This is a genomic window from Massilia sp. LjRoot122, assembly GCF_964252725.1.
Classification (GTDB): domain Bacteria; phylum Pseudomonadota; class Gammaproteobacteria; order Burkholderiales; family Burkholderiaceae_D; genus Telluria.
The window spans coordinates 3,199,016-3,222,540 of the sequence record NZ_CAXUPB020000001.1 but is presented as its reverse complement, the minus strand read 5'-3'; the positions used below and the strand labels follow the sequence as shown (position 1 = coordinate 3,222,540).

The following is a 23,525-nucleotide window of genomic DNA, read 5'->3' as shown; positions in this document are numbered from 1 at the left end:
CCTCCGCAACTGGCGCCGTGCGCCCTCGGGGAGGCCAAGCGGGGGGAGGGAGAAAAGGAAGAGAAAACGGTGGGCGTAAAAAAGCCGCGCAGTGCGCGGCTTTCCTGATCAGCGGCCGTAACGATCCCAGCGGTCACCGCGGTCCCAGTCGCGGCGGTCATGGCGATCGTGGCGGTCCCAGTCGCGGCGGTCGTGACGGTCCCAGTCGCGGCGATGCTCGACGTAGACCGGGCGCGGCTGGACATACACCGGACGCGGTTGCACGTAGACCGGACGCGGCTGGACGTACACCGGGCGCGGCTGGACGTAGCCATAACCATAGCCGCGGTTGTCGTACTGACTGTAATGACGGTTGTCGTAGTAGCGGCGGTCGTCGCGGGTCGAGATCGAGTTGCCCAGCGCCGCACCCAGCACGCCGCCCACCAGGGCACCGCTGCCGCCGCCGGCGCTGTGGCCGATCGCCGCGCCGACCACGGCGCCGATTGCAGTATTCCGGCCACGGTCGTCTGCCATTGCCGCTGGGGAGACGGCAACCGCGGCCAGGACCACCGCACCAACAATTTTAGGTGTCAACATGGCTTTTCCTTTTGCCTCTGCGGGGATCAGGATGATCGAACGACGCCAGGCATGGATCGAACTATAGACGTCGTCGTTCGCGCTGCCATCCGTTAATACAGATTATTACAAACGGACATCTAAGCGACACAAGCGAAGCGGCCCTTGCAGAGGGGCGGGCCTGCCCCATCTAACAATTGTTACCGTTTTCCGCCGTCGAGCGTCCTTTCGTGAACCGTTCCTTCGCCACCATCCTGTCCCTGCTGGTCCTGCTGCAGGTCTATATAGGCATGCGCCTCTTGCCCGACCTGGCGCTGGGCCTGCTTTTCAACGTGGCGGGGGTATTGCTGCTGGTCCTGCTCACCGTGCTGGTGCCGGTCGGCTTGATGTCGGCCTCGCTGCGCCGGCGGCGCTGGTCGCCCCTGGTTTCGTGGCTGGGCCTGCTCTCGATGGGCTTCTTTTCCTCGCTGCTGGTCACCACCCTGGCGCGCGACCTGGTCCTGCTGGCCTTGCGCCTGGCCGGGCAACTGAGTCCCGAATTCGTGCGCGGCAGCGCCGCCGCGGCGCCCTTGCTGGCCTTGGCCGTCACCGTGCTCGGCTTCGTCAACGCGCGCCGGCTGGCGCGGGTGGTAAAAGTCGAGGTGCCGATCGCCGGCCTGCCGCCGGCCCTGCACGGCTATGCAATCGCCCAGGTCTCGGACATCCATGTCGGCCCGACCATCAAGCGGCCCTACCTGAATGCCATCGTCAACCGCGTCAACAAGCTGGGCGCGGACGCGATCGCCATCACCGGCGACCTGGTGGACGGCAGCGTGCATCGCCTGGGCCTGCACACCCAGCCGCTGGCCCGCCTGTCCGCCCGCGACGGGGTGTTCTTCGTGACCGGCAACCACGAATACTATTCGGGCGCCGAAGAGTGGATCGCCGAGGTGCGCCGGCTCGGCATTACCGTGCTGCTGAACCAGCACGTGATCCGGCGCCGTAACGACGCCACCCTGATGATTGCCGGCGTGGCCGACTACACGGCCCACCACTTCCACCCGGCGCACAAGAGCGATCCGCGCGCCGCCGCGTCCGGGGCCGGGCTGGTCCCGGACGTGCGCATCCTGCTCGCGCACCAGCCGCGCAGCGCGCCGGAGGCAGCGGCGGCGGGCTTTCATCTGCAGTTGTCGGGCCATACCCATGGCGGCCAGTTCTTCCCGTGGAATCTGTTCGTGCCGCTGCAGCAGCCCTTTGTCGCCGGCCTGCACCGGGTGCGCGACATGTGGGTTTACATCAGCCGCGGCACCGGCTACTGGGGGCCGCCGAAGCGCTTCGGTGCGCCGTCCGAGATCACACTGGTCAAACTGGTGCCCGCCTGAGCGCCGGTGTAAAGACGCTAACATTTCTCCCAAAAAACTTTCCGTTTGCGCTATCGTTGGAATCCCAAGCGCACACCAAGGATTCGACGCATGAACCGCAGCAGCCGCCATCTTCCCGTCCTGACCGTTCTTGCCGCCGCGCTGTTCAGCAGCGCGGCCATGGCAGCCAGCCCCGGCAACGATCCCGCGGCGCTCGCGAAGATCCGCGACACGGCGATGCAAAGCGACTATGCCTGGGAACGCATCGCGGACATGACCGACCTGATCGGCCCGCGCCTGTCCGGCTCGCCCGGCGCCGCCGCGGCGGTGACCCAGGTGGCGGAAGCGATGCGCAAGCTCGGCGCCAAAGTGAGCCTGCAGCCGGTGAAGGTGCCGCACTGGGTGCGCGGCGCCGAGACCGGCGAGCTGGTCGAGTACAGCGGTCGCCCGCAGGGCATCACCCAGCGCGTCGTGCTGACCGCCCTCGGCGGTTCCGGCGCGACCCCGGCGGCCGGCCTCACCGCGCCGGTGGTCGTCATCAAGAGCTTCGATGAACTGAAGGCGCGCGGCGCCGAGGTGAGGGGCAAGATCGTCCTGTTCGACGCCGCCTTCGACCAGCACCAGGCCGACCGCGGCCTGGCCGGACAGGCCTATGGCCAGGCCTCCGCCTACCGCCGCGACGGTCCGCGCCTGGCGGCCGAGCTGGGCGCGGTCGCGGCACTGGTGCGCTCGGTCGGCGGCGCAGCCTACCGCCTCCCGCATACGGGCTCGACCGGCCTGCAGGACAATGCGCGCATCCCGGCCGCGGCAGTCACCGCCGAAGACGCCATGTTGATGAGCCGCCTGGCGAAGCGTGGCCCGCTCGCCATGAAGCTGGTACTGACGCCCCAGAACTTGCCGGATGCCGACAGCTACAACGTGATCGCTGACCTGCCGGGTACCGACAAGGCGGACGAGATCGTGATCGTGTCCGGGCACCTGGATTCCTGGGACCTCGCCACCGGCGCCCACGACGATGCCACCGGCGTCGCCAGTGCGATGGCCGTGCTCGAGACCCTCAAGAAACTCGACTACCGTCCGCGCCGCACCATCCGCATGATCGCCTGGATGAACGAAGAGAACGGCACCCGTGGCGCGCGCGGCTACCTGGCCGCAGAGCAGGCCAATGCCGAGAAGCACATCGGTGCGATCGAGAGCGACAATGGCGCCGGCCGTCCCTTCGGCCTGCGTGCCAGCGTGCCTGCCACTTCGAGCAAGCTGTTCGCTCCGCTGCAGGCGGCGCTGCAGCCGATCGGCGCAGGCATCTTCCGGCGCGAGGATGCGCTGTCGACCGGCGACCTATCCGGCCTGGAACGTGCAGGCGTACCGAGCTTCGCGCCGCTGATCGACACCTCCGCCTATTTCGATTACCACCACACCCCGGCCGATACGCTCGACAAGGTCGACCCCGACCACCTGCGCCGCCACGTGGCCGTGATGGCGGCCACGAGCTGGTTCCTGGCGAACATCGAGCAGCCGATCGGCCGCGCGAACGTTCCCGAGCGCTGATCGGCACACACCGCCCGGTCCCGGCAGCGCGCCGGGACCGGGCCGGCCTCAGGGCACGGCGATGCGCCGCACCGCGCGCGCATGGCCCCGGTAGGGGCGTCCGTAGATGGTCTGGATGCCGCTGGCGAAATTCTGCCCCCAGACCAGCTGGGTGCGCGTTTCGTGCGGCTCGCTCGACCAGTACCAGTTGCGTTCGAAGGCTTCACGCTGGTTGGCGAACAGCAGGGCCAGTTCGCGCCGCGTCGGTAGCACGCCGCCGCGCGCGACCGCCCAATCGACGGCGCTCGGCCAGCTGACGTCGACCGCTTCGCCCGGCAACAGCACCAGGTGGTAGTCAGGATCTTCTTCCTTGCCCAGGATTAGTCCCGCATAGGCTTCGCCTTCTTGCAGCAAAGCCCGCACTTGCATGTACTCGCCCATTTAACACATCCCTTTAGTTGGTAGCCACTTTTTAAGACCGCTTGAGGCGAGCTTTGGTTGCGTGCGTCGATTCGATCTAGCTCATGCAAGTGTTTGATTTCCATGGAGAAAGTTATCTTAAAGGATTAATACTCCAAGAAAATATTTTTGGAAAAACGTTGAACTAAGGAAGTTTCCACCGCTCAAAGGGTTACATTCACTTTGATGAGGCATGGAATCTGCATGACACAATTCAGTATCAAATCCCTGCTGTGCTGCAGCGCCGCCGTCGTGCTGACCGCCTGTGGCGGCAACATCGACGCAGGCGGCGAGCAGCTGTCGGCCACCGCCGCCGGCGTGACCACCGATGCCGGTGCCGCAAGCGCCCCAGGCATCGCCGCACCGGCCGCAGCAGTCGAAGCAGTCGACGCAATCGCTGAAGCAGCACCCACGGCAAAGGCTGAAGCAGCCCCCGCAGCAAATACCGAAGCGGCACCCGCCGCACGCACCGCCGGCGCCACAGCCCAGGCGGCAGACGTGACGACAGCGGCATTTGAACTGGCCGGCTACGACAGCACCCCGCCTCAAGCGCGGGCCGGGCAGCAGGACGCCTCCATCAAGCAGTAACCAGCAGTTCCATCCCGCACGGGCGCTTAGCGCCGCCCGCGCACCCAGAGGCACACATGTGTGTGCCTGATTAAGCAACCAGGACGATGCCACCGCTCTTTCACAGGTGGCCGGCTGTACCGGATTCCCGGTGCACCGGGGCTTTTTTTGCCCGCTGTTCCCAGCCCACTCAGTCGGGCACACAGGAAAACTACAAATGACCAAGACCTTCGCTTTCGCTTCGAACTTCCGCCACAACGCCGCCCTCTGCGCAAGCGCCGCTGCCCTGCTGGGCGCCTTCGGCAGTGCCGCCGCCGCGACGCCGGCCACCACCTATAACTACTACGTGTCGCCGACCGGTTCGGACACCGCCGCCGGCACCAAGACCGCACCGTTCAAGACCCTGGCGCGCGCCGCCAAGGCAGCCATCAAGCCGAGCACCACCGTCTGGGTCGCTCCGGGCACCTACGCCGGCGGCATCAAGACCACCGGCAACGGCAGCGCGACCGGCCGCATCTACTGGGTCTCGACCACGAAGTGGGGCGCCAGGATCGTCCCGCCGGCCAGCTCGACCAACAAGACCGCCTGGGACAACCGCGGCCACTACGTCAGCATCATCGGCTTCGACGTCGACGGCAGCAAGATCGGTTCGGGCACCAAGTGGACCTTGGGCATCTACACCGGCGGCTCGTACAACGTGATCGAAGGCAACCACGTGCACCACATGGCCACCACCATCCCGTGCAGCAGTGCCGGCGGTTCGGCGATCGGCGTGGACAGCTACTTCAAGGGCGTCAAGGGCGACGTGATCGGCAACGTCGTGCACGACATCGGCCCGGCCGGCTGCACCTACGTCCAGGGTATCTACCACTCGACCTCGGGCACCATCAAGAACAACGTGGTGTACCGCATCGGTTCGGCGGCGATCCACCTGTGGCACGACGCGACCGACGTGAAGATCATCAACAACACGGTGAGCTCCTCGGTGTTCGGCATCATCGTCGGCGGCGGTGACTATTACTTCACTTCGGCCGGCGCCAACAACGTTCACGTGCACAACAACATCGTGTTCGACAACAAGTACGGCATTTCGGAGCAAGGCAAGACCGGTACCGCCAACACCTACAAGAACAACCTGGTGTTCCAGAACCCGACCTACAACATCTCGCTGCGTAACGGCCTGAAGGCGACCAACACGATCAGCTCGAACCCGCTGTTCGTCGGCTACTCGCGTACTGCCGCCATGCCGAACTTCAAGCTGACCACCAGCTCGCCGGCAATCGGCCGTGGCCTCGCGACCTACGCGCCGGCCACCGACATCGATGGCCGCGCACGTAACGCGACCACCGGTTTCGACCTGGGCGCCTACCAGCACTAAGCAGTACCCCGCAGGACCCCGTAGTACCAAGCAAGTAGTTCCATCCCGTGCAGGCGGCCTCCGCCGCCTGTGCACCCCGAGGGCGCACGCACCGCGTGCGCCTGATTAAGCAACCAGGAACACGCCACCGACCTTTTACAGGTGGCCGTCGTACCGGATTTCCCGGTGCATGGGGCACTTTTTGCCCGTGATTCCAAGCCCACTCATTCGGGCACACAGGAAAAACACAGATGAACAAGACTTTCGCTTTCGCTTCGCACATCCGCCACCACGCTGTCCTCTGCGCCACCGCAGCAGCCCTGGTCACCGCCTTCGGTGGCGGCAACGCAGTCGCCGCCACCTCGGCCACCTCGCCGACCCTGGAAGCCGCGACCACCGCGCAAACAGAACAGATCCGCCAGCTGTACCTGGATCTGCTGGGCCGTGAGCCGGATGCCGCAGGCCTGGCCTGGTGGGCACAAGCGCTGGACAACGGCGTCACCATGGAATTCATCGCCGCCCAGCTGAAGGCAAGCGAGGAATACGCGAAGCGCACGAATACCGGCTCGACCGCGACCGGCGGCATGCCGACCATCCCGGCCACGACCTACAACTACTACGTGTCGCCGACCGGTTCGGACACCGCGGCCGGCACCAAGACCGCACCGTTCAAGACCCTGGCGCGCGCCGCCAAGGCAGCCATCAAGCCGAGCACCACCGTCTGGGTCGCTCCGGGCACCTATGCCGGCGGCATCAAGACCACCGGCAACGGGAGCGCATCGGGCCGCATCTACTGGGTCTCGACCACCAAGTGGGGCGCCAAGATCGTCCCGCCGGCGAGCTCCACCAACAAGACCGCCTGGGACAACCGCGGCCACTACGTGAGCATCATCGGCTTTGAAGTCGACGGCAGCAAGATCGGTTCGGGCACCAAGTGGACCCTGGGCATCTACACCGGCGGCTCGTACAACGTGATCCAGGCCAACCACGTGCACCACACCGCCACCACCATCCCGTGCAACAGCGCGGGCGGTTCGGCGATCGGCGTGGACAGCTACTTCAAGGGCGTCAAGGGTGACGTGATCGGCAACGTCGTGCACGACATCGGCCCGGCCGGCTGCACCTATGTCCAGGGTATCTACCACTCGACCTCGGGCACCATCATGAACAACGTGGTGTACCGCGTGGGCTCGGCGGCGATCCACCTGTGGCACGACGCGACCGACCTGAAGATCATCAACAATACGGTGAGCTCCTCGGTGTTCGGCATCATCGTCGGCGGCGGTGACTACTACTTCACTTCGGCGGGCGCCAACAACGTCCACGTGCACAACAACATCGTGTTCGACAACCAGTACGGCATCTCGGAGCAGGGCCGTACCGGCAAGGGCAACACCTACAAGAACAACCTGGTGTTCCAGAACCCGAAGTACAACTACCGACTGCTGAACGGCCTGACCTACACCAACACGATGACGTCGAACCCGCTGTTCGTCGCTTACTCGCGTACCGCGGCGACCCCGAACTTCAAGCTGAGCGCCAGCTCGCCGGTGATCGGCCGCGGCCTCGCGACCTATGCACCGTCGACCGACATCGAGGGCCGCGCACGTAACGCGACCACTGGTTTCGACCTGGGCGCTTACCAGCACTAAGCAATCCGTGTAGGCGAACAAAAAACTCGCAGGCGCAAGCCTGCGGGCTTTTTTACGTTTGGTAAAAAATCAGTCGACCAGGGGCAGGGCCATCTGCGGATCCTGCGCACCGGCCCGGTTCACCGCGGGCGTCACCTTGTACCATTCGAAGGCGTCGCAGGGCAGGGCGGCGCGGCGCGCCAGGTCGAGGGCTTCTTCGGGCGAAAGCTCGGGATTGAGCCAGAGTTCGGCATCGGCCGCTTCCAGCACCACCGGGCGGCGGTCGTGGATGTCGAGCATGCCTTCGTCGGCCGCGTCGGTAACCAGCACGAAGCCCGCCTCGGCCCGGTTCTCGGTGAAGCTGCCGAAATTCGCCAGCGCCAGGAAAAACAGCGGCGCACGGTCCTTGCGGTGGATGTGCCAGGGCTGCTTCTTTCCCTTCTCGCCAGTCCATTCGTACCAGCCCTCGGCCGGGACGATCGCGCGGCCTTTCTTCAGCAGCGGTTTCCAGTAGCGGTTGGTGAGCTTGTCCATGCGCGCATTGACCATGATCGGCACCTTGCCCTCGGCCCAGCGTGCGCGGTAGCTCCAGAACACGTCGTCGATGCGGCGTTCGCCGTCCTGCAGGTGCATCACCGGGCGGTAGCTGCCGGGCGAGACGTTCCAGGCAGGCGTGGATTCGCTGTCGTAGACCGCATCGGTCCATCCGAACACACTGGCGTAGTAGCGAGCCGTCTGGCTCTGGTCGAATCGTCCACACATGCTTTCATGGTAGCGCAGGCGCGCGCAGGGCGCGGCACGCTAGCGCTCGGATGAGTTCGCGTGCCCGTGGTGCGCGGTGGTATGCTCGCGGGTAAATCGAATTCAATGGAGAAGGCTGATGGCAACTGGCTGGTGGAGCGTACTGAAAACGGTGCCGTGGAGCGAAGTGATCAATGCGGCGCCGCAGGTGGCGACCGGCGCGCGCAGGCTGTGGGACACGGTGGCGCGCAAATCCGGCACGGCGCCCGGCATGCCTGCGGCGGGAATGGAAGCGGCGCCCGAAGAAGACATCTTCGGCCACCTGCTCATGCGCGTCGAAAAGAACGAGATGACGCTGGCCGACCTGCGCACCCAGATGCTGCAGGCTTCCGAAATCATCGCCAACCTGGCCGACCAGAACGCCCAGCTGATCGCCAAGATGGATGCGGCGCGCAGCCGCATGCTGTGGCTGGGCGTGGCGACCGGGGTGTCGGCTATCCTGACGCTGGTGGCGCTGGCGCTGGTCCTCGCACGTACCTGATCCGGCATGAAGATCGTCCTGATCCTGGCGACGCTGTTCGTCTTCGTATCGATGCTGCTCAACGCGGCCCGGCGCCGCGGCAAGCTGGACAGCAAAGCCGACCGCGCCGTCGCCGAACTGGCGACCTCGATGCGCATCTTCGTGTATGGCCTGCTGTTCTTCGTGGGCCTGGTCTGCCTGGCAGTGGCCTACGAATCCCTTTACTGAATGCCTTGCTGCATGTTTGTGCGAACACGCTGACAAACTCGCGGGAGAAAACGGCGCTTGCAGGCCGGGAGAGCGGACCTATCTTGGTTACGTTCTCTGGTGGATAGTTCTACCTCTCTCCGCGTGTCTCCAGCTCAGTGTTGACTGAGTTCTTGGCCGCTGCCGGAACCGGCAGCGGCATTTTTTTGCCACTGTCCGGTCTAACGCAATTCGATCTTCCCGTACAGTCCACGCGTCTCATTTGCCGGCCCGGCCGTGAAGAACAGGGTATTGGTGGCCTGTCCCTGCACGCCATTTCCGAACGCAATGCCCCACAGTCCATCGATCACGATGGGCGTGCGGTCTTCCTTGTTCAGACTGCCGAGCAGGGCTCCGGAATGGGGGCTGTATGCATGAATCCTGCCGTCACCCGAGTTTGCCACCAGCAAGGCATTGCTGAAGTCGCCGAAATTCGCCGGTGCGATCGTCATCCCCCATGGCGCATCCAGCACGCCGCCGGTGACAAGGCGTCCGATGAAGGCGCCATTCGTGCTGAACACATTGATGATGCCCAGGCCGGCACCCGTGGTTTCGTCCAGGTTGGTGCCGCTTTTCTGGGCGTAGGATACATAGATGCGATCGTTGACGCCCTGTATGCCAAATGGAACATAACCCGCCGGCAGCCCTGGATCGATGAAGTTACCGCCAGGCAGGGTGACGCGCTGGTAGTTGGTGTCGTACACGTCGACCCGGCCATTGCGGAAGTCGGTCGCGTACAGGAAACTGGCGCCGGCCGACGTGCCGATGGCCAGGCCCTTGTAGACGGCGCCGGCCGCGCCGGTATCGACCGCGGTCACTGCATTCAGGCGGTTCACGGCCGGCGACCAGCCCGACACCGTGCCGGCTTCGCCCACGAAGATGAAGGCGCTGGGTCCGGTGATGCCGTTCTGGGTGACGCGGAAAGCCTGGGCGCCATTGAACACGATGCCGGTCGGCCGTGCCGGGCCGGCGGTCCCCGCAGGGATCGCGACCACCAGCGTTTGCGGCGCCCCGGCGCCATCGTAGAGGGTGGAATTGTTGGTCGCGTTGTTCGATATCCAGACGAAGCCGGTCGGATTGAACGCGATGCCCCAGGGGTTGACCAGGCTGGCGTCGTTGCGGGCCGCTGCGCCGGCACTGTCGGCAACCAGCGCGGTGCTCGCATAGGTGCTGCTTACGGTCGGCACCACGACAGGTGGCGGTTGGGTGGAGATCGGCGCCATCATGGGGGAATCGCTGCCGCCGCCTCCACAGGAGACCGATGCTGCGGCGAGCGTGAAGGCGAGCATGGCCGCCCTGAACAGGGCGGTGTGTCTGGACTGGATGGTCATGATTACTCCTGTCAGTGGCGGGAAGGTCGCACCTGGGTGAATACCGCCGCAGCGCTGAAAGGTTCTCTGCTTGCCCTAGAAAGCATAGCTGGCGCTGGCAGCCAGTGCGCGCGCATGGCGCGCCCTGGCAACCGGGTCGCGCTGCCGCGCCAGCCATGCGAGCTGCAGCGTGCAGTCGCCCACATCGGCGTCCAGTCCCAGCCGCAGGTCGGCCCGGTTGCGACGGCTGCTGCCGTGTTCCCCGATGCGGTGCAGCAGTCCTGCGCGCGCCACCAGGCGCAGGCGCTCGCCCAGTGGATGAAAGGCATTCAGCTCGAGATACGCTGTCTTGCCCGCGCCGTAGTAGGACGGCGACAAATAGAACCGGACGCCCGCGCGATCGAAGGACAGGCCGGCGTAGGCCTCGAGGTAGTCGTAGCGGCGTTCACCCGGGAAGACCGCCTGGCTGGCGCCGAGCTCCCAGCTGGCGCCGGACGCAAGGCGGCGCGCGTGGCCAGCGTAGGCCACCAGCTGGGACTTGGCGCTGCTGCCCGGCAGCTCGACCATGGAGAGGAAGGTCCCTGCATACCATCCTGCAGCGGCGTCGTGCTCGATCCGCAGCTGCAAGGCCGGCCGTCGGCTGCTCAGGGACAAGCCGCGCAGGCTGTGCTCGGATACCAGGGCAATGCTGCCGCTGGTCTGGGCGCCTGCATGGCGGGATGTGGGCAGGGCGAGGAGGGCAAGGGCGGTGCGCAGGACGATGCGCCGGAAGGGGAGGCGCAGGAAGCCGGTCAACGCAGTCGCGGCGGGATGGCGGCGGGACGGGGCGGGCATGGGCAGGCGCAGGCTCCGGCAAGGCGCGCCAGGATGGCGCATGTCCCCATGTTAGCAGTGTCCGTCCCTGTACAGCAGGCCGCGTCCATTCCGGGGATGTCTCCCAGCACCTGACGCAGCAGCGCAGGCCGCGCCGCGGGGGCCACGCCGGCCACCAGGGCCAGCAGCCCGCTCACATGGGCGGCGGCGTAGGACGAGCCCGAAACGAAGCCCCAGCGTCCGCCAGGCACGCTGGTCGGAATATCGCTGGCGGGTGCCAGCAGGGCTCGATGGCGCAGCGCACCGGCGCTCGCCGCGTCGCCGGCCACCGCGAGCACACCTGGGTGGGAAGCAGGGAAGCCACCGTCGGGCCGCGCCGGATCGATCGCACCCACCACCAGTACCCCACGCGCCTGGGCGGCGTCCAGCAGGGCGGCCAGGAGGCGGTCGGGCGGTCCGCCGAGGCTCAGGTTGATGACCCGCGCCTCGTTCATCATGGCGAAGTTGATGGCCTTGCCGAGGCTGAGGCTGGTGCAGCGGGCGCGTTGCCCCTCAGCTTCCCGGCAGGCGCGCAGCGCCATCAGGCTCGCTCCCGGCGCGATACCGGCAATGCCCGCCCCGTTGCCTTCACGCGCGCCGATGATGCCGGCCACCGCGGTGCCGTGGCGCTCTGCAGCCACGGCGGCGCCGTCGACAAAGTTCCTGGCGATGCCGACCTGGCCCTGCAAATCGGGATGCGCGGCATCGACCGCACTATCGATGACCGCGACCCTGACGCCGCCGCCGGTACCGATGCGGTGCAGGTCTGCAAGCGGCCAGTGACGCGCCGCCGGCTGCAGCGGCAGCAAGGGATCGGGGCCGCTCAGGCCTTCGAACTCTTGTACCGCCTGCGCCCATTCCACGCGCGGATCCCGGCCCAGGGCGTCGAGCAAGGCATCGAAAGCCATTCCGTCTCGCGCTTCCATGACGAAGCAGTCGACGCCGATGATGGGCATGGGCCAGTCGCTGACCAGCTTCAGTCCGTACTCCTGCGTGATCGCGAGCGCTGTGCGGCGGCGCGCGGCCCTGCCGGCGTCGTTCAGGTAGGAGCCGCCGTAGCCTGCGTCGGGCCGGTAGTGCCGGGGCGGCAGGCGCAGCATGACCAGCAGCTGGCGTGCTTCGCCCGGGACGGCCGCCACAGGAGCGCCTGCCGGCGCCGGCGGCGGGGCGGCCGCGGCCGGCGGCAGCAGGACTGCCGGCAGGCACAAAATGGCCGCGGCGAGCCTCATCATGGCGCAGGGGCGCCGTCCAGCGGCTGCGCCAGAGTGACGGTCTTTTCAGCCCGCATGCGCTCCAGCGCCGGTGCGAGCTTGTCATGAGGCAGTGCAAGCACGTAGGCGCCGGCTGCGCTGGGACCGTCGACGACGCGGGCACTGCCGGCCCGAAGGATGCGGCGCAGCTCGCGTTCCGGGGTGCCAGGAGCGAAGCGCACGACCGCGTTGGCCTCCGGCGAGGTGCTGCCGAGCGCCTGGTAGGTGGCCGCGGGGTCGCCAGGACGGACCAGTAGCCCCAGCAGTAGCACGATAAGGCCGAACTGGGCCGCACTGGCAATCCGTAGCCAGCGGCTATCGTTGGCGGCGGGACGCTGCTCCGGGCCGGGGAAAGGGGCCGGCGCCGCCCGCGGGGCCGGGGGCAGGTCCCCTTGTTCCAGCCGCGGACGCAGGCGTTCCAGGGCCCGTTCGGGGTCGAAGGCGGGCGGCTGCGGCGCGGCGCGGCGTATGGCCTCCAGTGACGCCAGGTCCCTGCGGCAGGCAGAGCAGACCCGCAGGTGCGCTTCGGCGCGAACGCGCTCCTGCTCGGCCAGTGTTCCGTTGAGCAGCCACGGGAGGATCAGCTGCGCCTCCGCGTGCGGCATGTCGCCGACATCGGCGAACTGATTCATGTTCGTTCCTCCATCTGCGTGGCAAGCAGGCTTGCCAACCTTTGGCGGGCATGGAACAGGCGTGTCTTGACCGTGTTGACGGGGCATTCCACAATCTGCGCAATCTCGGCATAGCCCATGTCGTGGTAGAAGCTCAGCTCGAACACGGCGCGTTGCGCCAAGGGCAGGGCCTGCAGCGCCAGCGCAAGCGCCTGGCCCAGGCAGGCGATCTCGAACAGGCGTTCGGGCTGCGCGTCGGGGCTGCCCTGGCACGCATCCGGGCAGTCGGCCTGGGGCTCGTCCAGTCCGCGCAAGGCATTGCAGGCCCGGCGGTAGGCGATCGCGAAGATCCAGGTCGACAACTTGCAGCTGCCGTCGAAGCTGCCTGCCTTTTGCCAGACGACAAGCATGGTATCGTTGACGATCTCCTCGATCAGCTGGGTGCTGGGCGTCATGCGCCAAAGGAAGCGCGCCAGACGTGGAAAATACAGCCGGTAGAGCTTTTCGAAGGCGCAGCGGTTGCCGGCAGCGACCTGGCCGATCAGCCAGGGTTCACCGCCTGGTCCTGCGGCACTTGCCTGGGCCGGGCTCTTCACGCCGTCGCTCTCCTGTTTGCCGTCTATACCGGCGCGCCTTCGAAAAGTTCATGGACGCGGCATCGACCACAGTATCATGGACAATCCAACAATGTCTCAGGGTATGTTAGAATCTCGCGCGCTGCCCGGATGGTGAAACTGGTAGACACCCGGGACTTAAAATCCCGTGCTCGCAAGGGCGTGCCGGTTCGATCCCGGCTCCGGGCACCAGTATTCATGCGTGTCTCAAGAGAATACGGTGCTGAGGCAGTATTTCCGCAAAGTGGGCAATCCTGTGCCGCAGCCATGCCCCGACATTCCTCCTTATTGCCTGCCGTTTGGCCGCGTCATGGGTCGCCCGCTACCCTGGCCGTCAACGTAGGGGTCGCTCCCCGGGTTGGATGAGGATAGGGCAACGGACCTTGTTCCCTATTTGTGATCGCTGGCAAGTTTCCAATGGTATTAGCAATGCGCACAACTGATAAGAATACGCCATTAAGTGAGCCCTTCTCGCTGTACCTCGACCTGACAAGGTTTCTAGCAGCCTTAATGGTTGTGTTTGCTCACTATATACAGTCCGGAATCGTCAGCGGCGCCGAGTCTTTCTTGTTCCCGAATATGGGACGAGAGGCTGTTGTAATTTTTTTCGTACTTTCTGGATTCGTCATTGCGTTCGTTACGGAAAACAGGAGTGCATCTGCGCGAGAATACGTGGCAGCGCGACTCGGGCGTATCTATTCAGTCGCGATACCGACACTGATCATTGCATGGATTCTTGCTTCTGCCGTTGGCGGCCTGGATTCATACCAGCTGGCGAAGCCGTACATCTATATTCCATTGCATCTGCTCTTCCTTGGGCAAAGCTGGAGTCTATCCGAAGTGCCTCCCATGATGGTACCGTTCTGGTCATTGTGTTATGAGGTTTGGTACTACGCGCTTTTTGGTGTCGCTTATTATTTGAAAGGGTGGAAAAGGACTGCTGCGCTTCTAACCGTGCTGGCAATCATGGGATTCAAGCTGTGGCTTTTACTCCCCGTGTGGCTCAGCGGCGTGGCCTTGTACCACTTGCAGCACAGGATTGCGTTGACGCAGCGCGTCGCGCGCATTGGACTCGTTTTCACTGTTTTGCTTCTGCTGATGTATAACCTGACCGGTACGGAACAGGAACTCCGGGCATTAGGCATAGCAATCTGGCCATTTTCCTCATTCGCGCTCGGCAGCTCTGACCGATTCCTGGCGGACTATGTAGTATGCGCTTTGGTCGTTATTAACTTCCTATGCGCGCGTCATGCTGGACTGCGTGGGCTTGTGCAGTATGGCAGCCAGATCCGGGCAGTCGCCTCCTATACCTTTACCCTTTACTTGTCACACATGCTCGTAGTGCTGGTATGGCTGAAGTTGTATTCTCATAACAGCAATCGCTGGTTGGATATTGTTGGGCTTACGCTGTGTATAGGGCTTGCTACAGTTGCATTGGCTCAGCTGACGGAACGGCGCAAGGACAAGTTTCGGCGCCCCATCGATTGGATGCTGCGGCAATCGATGCCCTTCAAGGCTTGAACGACATCGCCGGCAGCGCTATTGCGCCCCGTAAAATTACCGTCAGCGTCGTCCTCACATTCTTCGAGGTGAACTAAGGCGAGGGCACGATCGCTGCCACTTTACGCCCTTGCTCATCCGGCGGCGGCGTGTTCCCGCGCGCCGTGATGTCGCGATCCGCCCGCTCGTACACCTGGCTGCTATGGCGCCACCACAGCACGCCTGCGACCACGCCGGCGGCGATCGCAATCGGCGTGGGTGTGGACAGCAGCACCATCAGATTATTGACGGCGGCACCGGTCCATACCGCGCCCGAGCTCTTGATCACCAGGCGCTTTTCGTCTTGCGGCAGGTCGTCGGCCAGTTTCACCAGGCCGATCTTGGCACCGGTGAGCACGATCAACCCGGCCGGCGAGGTCGTGATCAGCGGATTCATTTCGAGCGCGCCGGCCGACAGCGCCAGACCGGTAGTGATGCCGTCTGCCATCGCCGCATGCATGGCGTTCTTGTCGAGCCGCTCCAGCCGCTTCTCGGGGGAGGGCACCGTCTCGCCGGCCATGTCCTGCGCCGCTCGCGATGGCGGATTCCCGGTCGCGCACCCTGTGAGTGTGGGAACGACCAGCAGGATGGCGGCTGCAAGCCTGATCAGGCGCTGTGCGAGTACGGTGCTTAGCTTTGGCATGATCCAACTCCTTGCGATAACGGTGCGATCGGAATTCGCCGCTCATAGGCGCTGCCGGCTGGCAATGGTCAATTAAGCAAGCTTAATAATCAGTACATACCTTTTTGATAAGATTGGCATGCGAAACCACAATGCATGAAATGAGAAATGTCAGGGAAGGGATCGGGATGCCGATGTTCATCGGAGGCCGCATTTTGCGGTGCTCATCCATTGGTCCTGCCGCCGGTATGGTGTAGCATGCCGGACGGCGGCTCAATTCGTTGCCGCAGCAGCAAGAGGACACCAATTGAACATCACCATCAACGACGAACTGCGTGCCTTCGTCGACCCACTGACCGACATCGAATACGCCGCGCTCGAGCGCAGCCTCCTTTCCGAAGGCTGCCGCGACGCGCTGGTGCTGTGGCGCGATACCCTGATCGACGGTCACAACCGCTACGAGATCTGCCAGAAGCATGGCATTCCCTTCCGCACCGTCCACAACAACAACTTCGCGTCGATCGACGACGTGATGCTGTGGATGATCGACAACCACCTGGCGCGCCGCAGCGTGTCGGACTTCCAGCGCGGCGTGCTGGCTCTCAAGAAGAAGGAAATCGTCACCGCCCGCATGGCGGAGAAGATGGCCGAGGAGCCGCCCAAGCCGGAAGCCGACGACCTGGATTCGCGCCCCCCGCCGCCATGGAATACCCGCGAAGAAGTGGCCAAGGCCGCGCGCGTGTCCGCCAATACCATCAGCCAGATCGAACGCATCCAGAAAGCCGCGACCCCTGAGCTGCGCGAGGCCGTGCGCACCGGCGCCATCTCGATCAATGCCGCCGCCAACGTGGCCCAGCTGCCCGAAGAGATGCAGAAGGCCGCCGTCGCCGGCGGCCGCAAGGAGCTGCAGCAGGCTGCGCGCCAGGTGCGCGAGCAGAAGATGGCGACCCGCCCGAAGAAGGAAGCGCCGGCGGGCGATCCGGCCGACGAGCTGGCCGCGGCGCGCGCCGAGATCGCCTCGCTGAAAGACCGCGTCGCGACCCTGCTGACCGAGAACGAAGTGCTCAAGCAACGCCTGATCCACGCCGGCATCACACAATAAAAAGGAGACACCGCATGTCGCAATCGCGCACGACCACCACCCGCATCCTGCTGCCGGCCATCCTGGCCTGTGCCCTGGGCGCTGCCGTTCCCGTCCTGGCCGCGCCGGCATCCGCGCCGTCCGCCACCCAGGCGCCCGGCGCGAGCGAGCTGGCGCGCTGGAAGAAAACGGCGGAGCGGGTGACCATCATGCGCGACAAGTGGGGCATTCCCCACGTGTTCGGTAAAACCGATGCGGACGCGGTGTTCGGCCTGCTGTACGCCCAGGCCGAGGATGACTTCAACCGCGTCGAACTGAATTACATCAATGCGATGGGCCGCCTGGCCGAGGTCGAGGGCGAGAAGGAAATCTGGCGCGACCTGCGCATGAAGATGTACATCACGCCCGCCGACATGCAGGCCAAGTATGCCGCCAGCCCGGCCTGGCTCAAGGAGCTGATGAATGCCTTCGCCGACGGCCTGAATTACTACCTGCACACCCACCCGGAAGTGAAGCCGAAGCTGATCACCCGCTTCGAGCCCTGGATGGCGCTGAGCTTCAGCGAAGGCAGCATCGGCGGCGACATCGAGTCGATCGACCTGAGGGACCTCGAACGTTTCTACAAGGCGCGCCCGCAGGCGACGATGGCGTCCAAGGTGGCGGCGCTCGACAATGCGCTGGACGCCGAGCCGCGCGGCTCGAACGGCTTCGCGATCGCGCCCAAGCTGTCCGCTTCCGGCAACGCGCTGCTCCTGATTAACCCGCACACCTCCTTCTACTTCCGCCCGGAAGTGCACATGGTCAGCGAAGAAGGCCTGAACGCCTATGGCGCCGTCACCTGGGGCCAGTTCTTCATCTACCAGGGCTTCAACGACAAGGCCGGCTGGATGCACACCTCCGGCGGCGGCGACGTCATCGACGAATACCTCGAGACCGTGGTCGAGCGCGGCGGCAAGTTCTTCTACAAGTACGGCAATGAAGAGCGTCCGATGCGGGCGAGGGCGGTCACGCTGCCGTATAAAACCCCGTCCGGCGCGATGGCGAGCAAGACCGTCACCGCTTACTTTACCCATCACGGCCCGGTGGTGCGCGAGCAGGGCGGCAAGTGGGTGTCGGTGAAGATGATGGACGAGCCGCTCAAGGCGCTCACCCAGTCCTACACGCGTACCAAGGCGCGCGACTACGATGCCTTCTACAAGGCGATGGAGCTGCGCACGAATTCCTCGAACAACACCGTGTACGCGGACGCCAAGGGCAACATCGCCTATTTCCACGGCAACTTCATCCCGAAACGGGACCCGCGCTTCGACTGGAGCAAGCCGGTGGACGGCAGCACGCCCGCCACCGAATGGCAGGGTCTGCACGCCATCAAGGAAACCATCACCCTGTTCAACCCGGCCAGCGGCTATATCTCGAACACCAATAACTGGCCCTTCAGTGCCTCGGGCGCGAACAGCCCGAAGCGCCAGGACTGGCCCGACTACATGTGGTCGCTGCCGGAAAATGCCCGCGGCCGGCATGCCGAGCGCGTGCTGAAGGATGCCAAGGGCTTCACCATCGACAGCCTGATCGCCGCCGCCTACGACAGCCACCTGACCGCCTTCGAGCCCCTGGTGCCGCAACTGCTGAAGGATCATGAGGCGCTGCCCGCAAGCGATCCGCGCAAGGCCGGGCTGGCGGCCCAGGTCGCGGCACTGCGTGATTGGGACTTGCGCTTCGGCGTGGCCTCGGTGCCGACTTCGCTGGCCATTTACTGGGGTCAGGATATGGTGGCCCAGCACGCGCCGCGCGCTCGCACGGCCCGCGTGCCGACCGTCGACTTCATCACCAGCAGCCTGAATGCCGAGGAGCGCCTGGCCTCGCTGCAGCGCGCCTCCGATAAGCTGACGGCCGATTTCGGCACCTGGCAGACCCCATGGGGCGAGATCAACCGCTTCCAGCGCATCAGCGGCGACGTCGAGCAGCAGTACGACGACGGCAAGCCGAGCTGGCCGGTAGGCTTCGCCTCGGCCAACTGGGGTTCGCTGGCTTCCTTCGGCATGGTCGCCAAGCAGAAGACCAAGCGCATCTACGGCGACCGCGGCAACAGCTTCGTCGCGGTGGTGGAATTCGGCCCGCGCGTGCGTGCCAAGAGTATCCTTGCAGGTGGCAACAGCAACAAGCCGGCCTCGAAGCACTTCGCCGACCAGGCCGAAATGTACAGCCGCGGCGAGTTCAAGGACGTGCTGTTCTACAAGGAAGACATCGAGAAGCACCTGGAGCGCAAGTACCAACCAGGTCAGTGAGGGCTTTATGCGCATGAGCGAGCGGCACAAGATGCTGGCAGGCGAGCCTTACCACGCCGGCGACTCCGAGCTGGTGGCCGAACAGTCCGTCACCGCCGCCTGGCTCGCGCGCTACAACGCCGCGCTCGGCCAGCCGGCCGCGGTCTGGCGCACCCTTCTGGCCGAGCGCCTGGCGGCGCTGGGCGAGGGCAGCATCGTGCGTCCGCCCTTTCATTGCGACTATGGCTGGAACATCCGGCTCGGCAGCCGGGTCTTCATCAATTTCAATTGCGTGATCCTGGACGTCGCCCCGGTCTCGATCGGCGACGATACGCGCATCGGCCCGGCGGTGCAGATCTATACCGCCGAGCATCCACTGGATGCGGCGCAACGGCGCAGCGGGCTGGAATCGGGCCGGCCGGTGGCGATCGGCAGCAACGTCTGGATCGGCGGCGGCGCCATCATCCTGCCGGGTGTGACGATCGGCGACGATGCCGTGGTCGGCGCGGGCAGCGTGGTGACGCATGACGTGCCGGCCGGCGCCCGCGTCGCCGGCAATCCGGCGCAGGTGCACGCCCGCTGAGGCTGGTGCTGGGGCAGGGGCGCTTGTTATAATCCGGCAATTATCCTTAACGACAACGTAGTCCAGCTCAGCGCCGTGGCAAAACTCTATTTCAGGTATTCGGCGATGAACGCCGGCAAATCGACCGCCCTGTTGCAGGTGGCGCACAACTACGAAGAGCAGGGCCAGAAGGTCAAGCTCTACACGGCGGCGATCGACGACCGCTACGGCGTCGGCCTGATCACCTCGCGCCTCGGCCCGCAGCGCCAGGTCGACCTGTTCGACAGCGAGACGGACTTCCTGGCGAGCGCGCCGCCGGTCGCCTGCATCCTGGTCGACGAGGCCCAGTTCCTCAGCACGGCGCAAGTGCAGCAACTGCACCAGGTGGCGCAGGTGCGCGGCATCCCCGTGATCTGCTACGGCCTGCGCAGCGACTTCCGCGGCGAGCCTTTCCCCGGCTCGGCTTACCTGCTGGCGCTGGCCGACGACATCGAGGAAATCAAGAACATCTGCAGCTGCGGCAAGAAGGCGACCATGAACATCCGCGTCGATGCCGAAGGGCGCCGCATCCGCGAGGGCGAGCAGGTCAGCATCGGCGGCAACGAAAGCTACCGCCAGGCCTGCGGCCGCTGCTTCTACGCCCGCTGAGCCGCTGCCGGCGGCGGGTTCTCCATGGGCGACATGCTGTTGTACCTGCTTCCCTCGGCCGCGCTGGCGCTGCTGCTGTGGATCGGCTCGGGCGCGCATCCTTTCTTCTTTCTGTTCACCGCCGCCGGCACCCTGTGCCACGAGCTGGCGCATTTCTCGGTCGGCCTGCTCACCAATGCCGAGCCCATCGGCCTGAGCGTGATCCCGAAGCGCATCAAGAAAGCAGGGAAGGGGCACAACTGGGAACTCGGCTCGGTCACCTTCGCCAACCTGCGCTGGTACAACGCGGCGCCCAGCGCGCTGGCGCCGCTGCTGGTACTGGGCCTGCCTTTTGCCGTGGCCTGGTGGCGCACCCGCCATGGCCTCGTGTTCGAACCGCTCGACCTGGCGCTCGCCTTGTTCCTGGCGCCGCAGTTCCTGTCCTTCTGGCCCTCGCCGGTGGACTGGCGCCTGGCGGCCCGCTCCTGGCCCTGGATTCCGGTGCTGTTGCTTGCCGGCCTGACCATGTATTACCGCGCGGAATTGCTCCAGCTTGTCAAAGGGTGAATGCCTGGCTTATGCCAGCCTTAATTGGCGGGCGTAAATCAGCAGATGCTGGCTCTGGCTCCCCCAAGCTTCCTGTAGAATGGCCCACGAAGGGCGTATTGACCGGCTTGCCTCGCCGGTCGCGCCGAGGCACTGTATTTTCGTTTCGGAGAGACGACGAATGAAGAAGCACCACCTGATCATGGCCGCAATGGCCTTCGCGATGTCCGCCCACGTGGTGACTGCCCAGCCCGAGAAAGTTGCCGCCGTTGCGCCGCTCAAGGCTGCCGGCGCCGGCGCCGGGTCGGCCGCCGCCACGCTGCAGCTGAAACCGCTCGCCGAACAGACCCAGGCGGCGCTGTGGGCCTCGCGCGTGCTCGGCCGCTACCACTACAAGGCGGTGCCGCTCGACGACGCCATGTCGGTCAAGATCTTCGATAAGTTCTTCGAAGGGCTCGACAGCGAAAAACTGTACTTCGTGCAGACCGACGTCGACCAGTTCGCGCCGATGCGCACCAAGATGGACGATGCCATCAACAACGAGAATCTCACCGTTCCGTTCGCCATCTACAACCTGTACCAGCAGCGCTTCACCGAGCGCATGAACTACGCGCGCCAGCTGCTCAAGACCAAGCCCGACTTCACCCTGGACGAGTCGATCGAGCTCGATCGTGAAAAATCGCCCTGGGCCAAGAACGAAGACGAAGTCCGCGAACTCTGGCGCAAGCGCGTCAAGAACGACTGGCTGCGCCTGAAGCTGGCGGGCAAGGAAGAAAAAGCCATCCGCGAGACGCTCGACAAGCGCTACGAGAACTACGTCAACCGCATCCGCAAACTGAACAACGAAGACGTGTTCCAGATGTTCATGAACGCGTATGCCACCGCGATCGAGCCGCACACCAACTACCTGGGCCCGCGCTCGGCCGACAACTTCGACATCGCCATGCGCCTGTCGCTGGAAGGCATCGGCGCCGTGCTGCAGTCGCGCGACGAATACACGGTCATCCGCGAAATCGTGCCGGGCAGCCCGGCTGCGCTGTCGGGCAAGCTGAAGGTGGGCGACCGCATCACCGGCGTGGCGCAGGGCAACGGTCCGTTCACGGACGTGCTCGGCTGGCGCATCGACGACGTCGTGCAGCTGGTGCGCGGCGAGAAGGGCAGCACCGTGCGCCTCGACGTGCTGCCGGGCGATGCCGGTCCGGACGCCAAGCACGTGACGGTGTCGATGGTGCGCAAGAAGATCAGCATGGAAGAGCAGGCCGCCAAGAAGTCGATCATCGAAGTCAAGGATGGCGCCTTCAAGCGCCGCGTCGGCGTCATCTCGCTGCCGACCTTCTACCTCGACTTCGAGGCGCGTCGCCGCGGCGACAAGGATTACCGCAGCGCGACCCGTGACGTGGCCCGCATCCTCGGCGAGCTCAAGAAAGAGAAGGTCGACAACGTCCTGATTGACCTGCGCAACAATGGCGGCGGTTCGCTGACCGAGGCCATCGAGCTCACCGGCCTGTTCATCGACAAGGGACCGGTGGTGCAGCAGCGCGACGCCCAGGGCCGCATCGAGGTCGAGTCCGACCAGCAGCCGGGCCTGTCCTGGGACGGTCCGATGGGCGTCCTGATCAACCGCGGCTCCGCCTCGGCCTCGGAAATCTTCGCCGCCGCGGTCCAGGACTACGGGCGCGGCATCGTCATCGGCGAGCCGAGCTTCGGCAAGGGCACGGTCCAGACCTTGATCGACCTGGACCGCTTCTCGCCGGCCGAGAAGGTGCGCTACGGCGAGCTCAAGATGACCATCGCGCAATTCTTCCGCATCAATGGCGGCACCACCCAGCTGCGCGGCGTGACGCCGGACATCAAGCTGCCGCTTCTGTCCGACCTCGAGAGCTTCGGCGAATCGTCCTACGACAATGCGCTGCCCTGGGTGGCGATCAAGCCGGCCAGCTATGCGGCCGCGGGCGACCTCAAGGAGCTGATCGGCCCGCTGCAGAAGCGCCACGAAGCCCGTATCGCGAAGGACAAGGAGTTCCAGTTCCTGCAGGAAGACATCGCTGAAATCCTGAAAATCCGCAAGGAGAACGCGATTTCGCTGAACGAAGCGGTGCGCCGCAAGGAACGCGACGCCCAGGATGCCCGCGCCAAGCTGCGTGAAGCACGCCTGGCCGGCGCCAGCGGCACCAACACCGACGAGCCGGCCGCCAGCCCGGCCGGCAAGGAAGCGCGCGGCAAGGTGCCGGCGCCGACCAAGCCGGCCAAGGCCGTGACCGCAGTGCGCGGCTCGCCGCGCCAGGACGATGGCCTGCAGTACGACGAGCGCGACCTGCAGGCGGAGCTGGCGGCAGAAAAGGCCGCCAAGGACGCCAAGGACATCCTGCTGCAGGAAGCCGCCAACATCCTGGCCGACGAGGTGGGCATGCTGCGCACCGACACGCGGATGGCCTCGCGGGCCATGCCTTACATGGCGACGCCGCGCGCCGGCAACTGATCTCCGGGCGCCGGGCGCGCCCGTGCTGAACCGGCACCATGGCCGGGTCTCGCGAAAGCGGGCCCCGGCCATTTTCTTTGGCGCGCTGCGCGGTGCCACAAATAACCATTAAGACATCAAAACGTAGAACAAAAGTGGACTTATGGTCAGGTCAGGTAGGACGGTTCCTACCGCTTTTCGAGCAGATTTCTCAGTTCCATACCCTGCGCACGGTTGAGTAATGTT

The 23,525-nt window shown here is 65.1% G+C and carries 23 protein-coding genes and 1 tRNA gene; 15 read left to right on the top strand and 9 right to left on the bottom strand.

The features are described from left to right. Nucleotides 1-108: 108 nt before the first annotated feature. Complete coding sequence (locus ACSQ25_RS14035) at nt 109-576, bottom strand: YMGG-like glycine zipper-containing protein (RefSeq protein WP_436106298.1); 468 nt, start codon at nt 574-576, stop codon at nt 109-111. Nucleotides 577-845: 269 nt separating this feature from the next. On the opposite strand from ACSQ25_RS14035, the gene ACSQ25_RS14030 reads away from it, so the two are divergent. Both ACSQ25_RS14030 and ACSQ25_RS14025 read left to right on the top strand, forming a co-directional pair. Next, complete coding sequence (locus ACSQ25_RS14030) at nt 846-1,916, top strand: metallophosphoesterase (protein WP_436108079.1); 1,071 nt, start codon at nt 846-848, stop codon at nt 1,914-1,916. 90 nt (nt 1,917-2,006) lie between these two features. Then, on the top strand, nt 2,007-3,443 hold the full coding sequence (locus tag ACSQ25_RS14025; RefSeq protein WP_436106297.1) for a M20/M25/M40 family metallo-hydrolase: 1,437 nt from the start codon (nt 2,007-2,009) through the stop codon (nt 3,441-3,443). Nucleotides 3,444-3,491: 48 nt separating this feature from the next. On the opposite strand, the gene ACSQ25_RS14020 is transcribed toward ACSQ25_RS14025, so the two are convergent. Continuing rightward, entirely contained in the window at nt 3,492-3,851 is a 360-nt protein-coding gene (locus ACSQ25_RS14020; RefSeq protein ID WP_436106296.1) for a DUF1566 domain-containing protein, read from the bottom strand. 234 nt (nt 3,852-4,085) lie between these two features. On the opposite strand from ACSQ25_RS14020, the gene ACSQ25_RS14015 reads away from it, so the two are divergent. The 3 genes from ACSQ25_RS14015 to ACSQ25_RS14005 all read left to right on the top strand — a co-directional run bounded on the left by ACSQ25_RS14015 (nt 4,086) and on the right by ACSQ25_RS14005 (nt 7,457). Next, on the top strand, nt 4,086-4,469 hold the full coding sequence (locus ACSQ25_RS14015) for a hypothetical protein (protein WP_436106295.1): 384 nt from the start codon (nt 4,086-4,088) through the stop codon (nt 4,467-4,469). Nucleotides 4,470-4,665: 196 nt separating this feature from the next. Next, complete coding sequence (locus ACSQ25_RS14010) at nt 4,666-5,826, top strand: choice-of-anchor Q domain-containing protein (protein ID WP_436106294.1); 1,161 nt, start codon at nt 4,666-4,668, stop codon at nt 5,824-5,826. Between the two features lie 230 nt (nt 5,827-6,056). Next, nucleotides 6,057-7,457, top strand: a complete 1,401-nt coding sequence (locus tag ACSQ25_RS14005; RefSeq protein WP_436106293.1) for a choice-of-anchor Q domain-containing protein — start codon at nt 6,057-6,059, stop codon at nt 7,455-7,457. Between the two features lie 69 nt (nt 7,458-7,526). Here ACSQ25_RS14005 and ACSQ25_RS14000 read toward each other — a convergent pair whose 3' ends face one another. Continuing rightward, nucleotides 7,527-8,198, bottom strand: coding sequence for an SOS response-associated peptidase (locus ACSQ25_RS14000; protein ID WP_436106292.1), 672 nt, complete (start codon nt 8,196-8,198; stop codon nt 7,527-7,529). A 118-nt stretch (nt 8,199-8,316) separates the two neighbouring features. Between ACSQ25_RS14000 and ACSQ25_RS13995 the strand changes: the two genes are divergently transcribed. Together ACSQ25_RS13995 and ACSQ25_RS13990 are read left to right on the top strand one after the other, a co-directional pair. Further along, nucleotides 8,317-8,718 (top strand): hypothetical protein, encoded by a 402-nt coding sequence (locus ACSQ25_RS13995; RefSeq protein ID WP_436106291.1) that lies wholly within the window; start codon nt 8,317-8,319, stop codon nt 8,716-8,718. Nucleotides 8,719-8,724: 6 nt separating this feature from the next. Next, complete coding sequence (locus ACSQ25_RS13990; RefSeq protein WP_436106290.1) at nt 8,725-8,925, top strand: hypothetical protein; 201 nt, start codon at nt 8,725-8,727, stop codon at nt 8,923-8,925. Between the two features lie 200 nt (nt 8,926-9,125). Here ACSQ25_RS13990 and ACSQ25_RS13985 read toward each other — a convergent pair whose 3' ends face one another. From ACSQ25_RS13985 to ACSQ25_RS13965, 5 genes are all read right to left on the bottom strand, one after another. Continuing rightward, on the bottom strand, nt 9,126-10,274 hold the full coding sequence (locus ACSQ25_RS13985; protein WP_436106289.1) for a TIGR03118 family protein: 1,149 nt from the start codon (nt 10,272-10,274) through the stop codon (nt 9,126-9,128). A gap of 75 nt (nt 10,275-10,349) precedes the next feature. Next, entirely contained in the window at nt 10,350-11,087 is a 738-nt protein-coding gene (locus ACSQ25_RS13980) for a TorF family putative porin (RefSeq protein ID WP_436106288.1), read from the bottom strand. Further along, nucleotides 11,045-12,337 (bottom strand): S8 family peptidase, encoded by a 1,293-nt coding sequence (locus ACSQ25_RS13975; RefSeq protein WP_436106287.1) that lies wholly within the window; start codon nt 12,335-12,337, stop codon nt 11,045-11,047. The genes ACSQ25_RS13980 and ACSQ25_RS13975 overlap by 43 nt, the downstream gene beginning before the upstream one ends. Next, entirely contained in the window at nt 12,334-12,987 is a 654-nt protein-coding gene (locus tag ACSQ25_RS13970) for a zf-HC2 domain-containing protein (RefSeq protein WP_436106286.1), read from the bottom strand. The genes ACSQ25_RS13975 and ACSQ25_RS13970 overlap by 4 nt, the downstream gene beginning before the upstream one ends. Continuing rightward, a complete protein-coding gene (locus ACSQ25_RS13965; protein ID WP_436106285.1) occupies nt 12,984-13,562 on the bottom strand; it encodes an RNA polymerase sigma factor in 579 nt (192 codons plus the stop codon). The genes ACSQ25_RS13970 and ACSQ25_RS13965 overlap by 4 nt, the downstream gene beginning before the upstream one ends. A gap of 123 nt (nt 13,563-13,685) precedes the next feature. On the opposite strand from ACSQ25_RS13965, the gene ACSQ25_RS13960 reads away from it, so the two are divergent. Both ACSQ25_RS13960 and ACSQ25_RS13955 read left to right on the top strand, forming a co-directional pair. Beyond that, nucleotides 13,686-13,772 (top strand) — tRNA-Leu (locus tag ACSQ25_RS13960). A 225-nt stretch (nt 13,773-13,997) separates the two neighbouring features. After that, nucleotides 13,998-15,101 carry an acyltransferase family protein gene (locus ACSQ25_RS13955; RefSeq protein ID WP_436106284.1) on the top strand — a complete coding sequence of 368 codons (1,104 nt, stop codon included), beginning with the start codon at nt 13,998-14,000 and terminating at the stop codon, nt 15,099-15,101. Between the two features lie 73 nt (nt 15,102-15,174). On the opposite strand, the gene ACSQ25_RS13950 is transcribed toward ACSQ25_RS13955, so the two are convergent. Then, nucleotides 15,175-15,762 (bottom strand): hypothetical protein, encoded by a 588-nt coding sequence (locus ACSQ25_RS13950; RefSeq protein ID WP_436106283.1) that lies wholly within the window; start codon nt 15,760-15,762, stop codon nt 15,175-15,177. A 286-nt stretch (nt 15,763-16,048) separates the two neighbouring features. On the opposite strand from ACSQ25_RS13950, the gene ACSQ25_RS13945 reads away from it, so the two are divergent. The 6 genes from ACSQ25_RS13945 (at nt 16,049) to ACSQ25_RS13920 (ending at nt 23,300) form a co-directional block, all read left to right on the top strand. Beyond that, nucleotides 16,049-16,843, top strand: coding sequence for a hypothetical protein (locus ACSQ25_RS13945; RefSeq protein ID WP_436106282.1), 795 nt, complete (start codon nt 16,049-16,051; stop codon nt 16,841-16,843). Between the two features lie 14 nt (nt 16,844-16,857). Then, nucleotides 16,858-19,107: a penicillin acylase family protein gene (locus ACSQ25_RS13940; protein WP_436106281.1), complete on the top strand. Its 2,250-nt coding sequence runs from the start codon at nt 16,858-16,860 to the stop codon at nt 19,105-19,107. 7 nt (nt 19,108-19,114) lie between these two features. After that, entirely contained in the window at nt 19,115-19,669 is a 555-nt protein-coding gene (locus ACSQ25_RS13935; RefSeq protein WP_436106280.1) for a sugar O-acetyltransferase, read from the top strand. A gap of 75 nt (nt 19,670-19,744) precedes the next feature. Further along, a complete protein-coding gene (locus ACSQ25_RS13930) occupies nt 19,745-20,296 on the top strand; it encodes a thymidine kinase (protein ID WP_436106279.1) in 552 nt (183 codons plus the stop codon). Nucleotides 20,297-20,320: 24 nt separating this feature from the next. Continuing rightward, a complete protein-coding gene (locus tag ACSQ25_RS13925; protein ID WP_436106278.1) occupies nt 20,321-20,842 on the top strand; it encodes a hypothetical protein in 522 nt (173 codons plus the stop codon). A gap of 160 nt (nt 20,843-21,002) precedes the next feature. After that, nucleotides 21,003-23,300 carry a carboxy terminal-processing peptidase gene (locus ACSQ25_RS13920; RefSeq protein WP_436106277.1) on the top strand — a complete coding sequence of 766 codons (2,298 nt, stop codon included), beginning with the start codon at nt 21,003-21,005 and terminating at the stop codon, nt 23,298-23,300. Nucleotides 23,301-23,525: the final 225 nt, after the last annotated feature.

Excerpts from the sequence above, each read along its gene's own strand:
- ACSQ25_RS14020 (WP_436106296.1), bottom strand. The coding sequence starts at position 3,851 with ATGCAAGTGCGGGCTTTGCTGCAAGAAGGCGAAGCCTATGCGGGACTA.
- ACSQ25_RS13980 (WP_436106288.1), bottom strand. The coding sequence starts at position 11,087 with ATGCCCGCCCCGTCCCGCCGCCATCCCGCCGCGACTGCGTTGACCGGC.
- ACSQ25_RS13990 (WP_436106290.1), top strand. The coding sequence starts at position 8,725 with ATGAAGATCGTCCTGATCCTGGCGACGCTGTTCGTCTTCGTATCGATG.
- ACSQ25_RS14025 (WP_436106297.1), top strand. The coding sequence starts at position 2,007 with ATGAACCGCAGCAGCCGCCATCTTCCCGTCCTGACCGTTCTTGCCGCC.
- ACSQ25_RS13950 (WP_436106283.1), bottom strand. The coding sequence starts at position 15,762 with ATGCCAAAGCTAAGCACCGTACTCGCACAGCGCCTGATCAGGCTTGCA.
- ACSQ25_RS14030 (WP_436108079.1), top strand. The coding sequence starts at position 846 with ATGCGCCTCTTGCCCGACCTGGCGCTGGGCCTGCTTTTCAACGTGGCG.
- ACSQ25_RS14010 (WP_436106294.1), top strand. The coding sequence starts at position 4,666 with ATGACCAAGACCTTCGCTTTCGCTTCGAACTTCCGCCACAACGCCGCC.
- ACSQ25_RS14015 (WP_436106295.1), top strand. The coding sequence starts at position 4,086 with ATGACACAATTCAGTATCAAATCCCTGCTGTGCTGCAGCGCCGCCGTC.
- ACSQ25_RS13920 (WP_436106277.1), top strand. The coding sequence starts at position 21,003 with ATGAAGAAGCACCACCTGATCATGGCCGCAATGGCCTTCGCGATGTCC.
- ACSQ25_RS13935 (WP_436106280.1), top strand. The coding sequence starts at position 19,115 with ATGCGCATGAGCGAGCGGCACAAGATGCTGGCAGGCGAGCCTTACCAC.
- ACSQ25_RS13985 (WP_436106289.1), bottom strand. The coding sequence starts at position 10,274 with ATGACCATCCAGTCCAGACACACCGCCCTGTTCAGGGCGGCCATGCTC.
- ACSQ25_RS14000 (WP_436106292.1), bottom strand. The coding sequence starts at position 8,198 with ATGTGTGGACGATTCGACCAGAGCCAGACGGCTCGCTACTACGCCAGT.
- ACSQ25_RS13955 (WP_436106284.1), top strand. The coding sequence starts at position 13,998 with ATGGTATTAGCAATGCGCACAACTGATAAGAATACGCCATTAAGTGAG.
- ACSQ25_RS13970 (WP_436106286.1), bottom strand. The coding sequence starts at position 12,987 with ATGAATCAGTTCGCCGATGTCGGCGACATGCCGCACGCGGAGGCGCAG.
- ACSQ25_RS13975 (WP_436106287.1), bottom strand. The coding sequence starts at position 12,337 with ATGATGAGGCTCGCCGCGGCCATTTTGTGCCTGCCGGCAGTCCTGCTG.
- ACSQ25_RS13940 (WP_436106281.1), top strand. The coding sequence starts at position 16,858 with ATGTCGCAATCGCGCACGACCACCACCCGCATCCTGCTGCCGGCCATC.
- ACSQ25_RS13995 (WP_436106291.1), top strand. The coding sequence starts at position 8,317 with ATGGCAACTGGCTGGTGGAGCGTACTGAAAACGGTGCCGTGGAGCGAA.
- ACSQ25_RS13925 (WP_436106278.1), top strand. The coding sequence starts at position 20,321 with ATGGGCGACATGCTGTTGTACCTGCTTCCCTCGGCCGCGCTGGCGCTG.
- ACSQ25_RS14035 (WP_436106298.1), bottom strand. The coding sequence starts at position 576 with ATGTTGACACCTAAAATTGTTGGTGCGGTGGTCCTGGCCGCGGTTGCC.
- ACSQ25_RS14005 (WP_436106293.1), top strand. The coding sequence starts at position 6,057 with ATGAACAAGACTTTCGCTTTCGCTTCGCACATCCGCCACCACGCTGTC.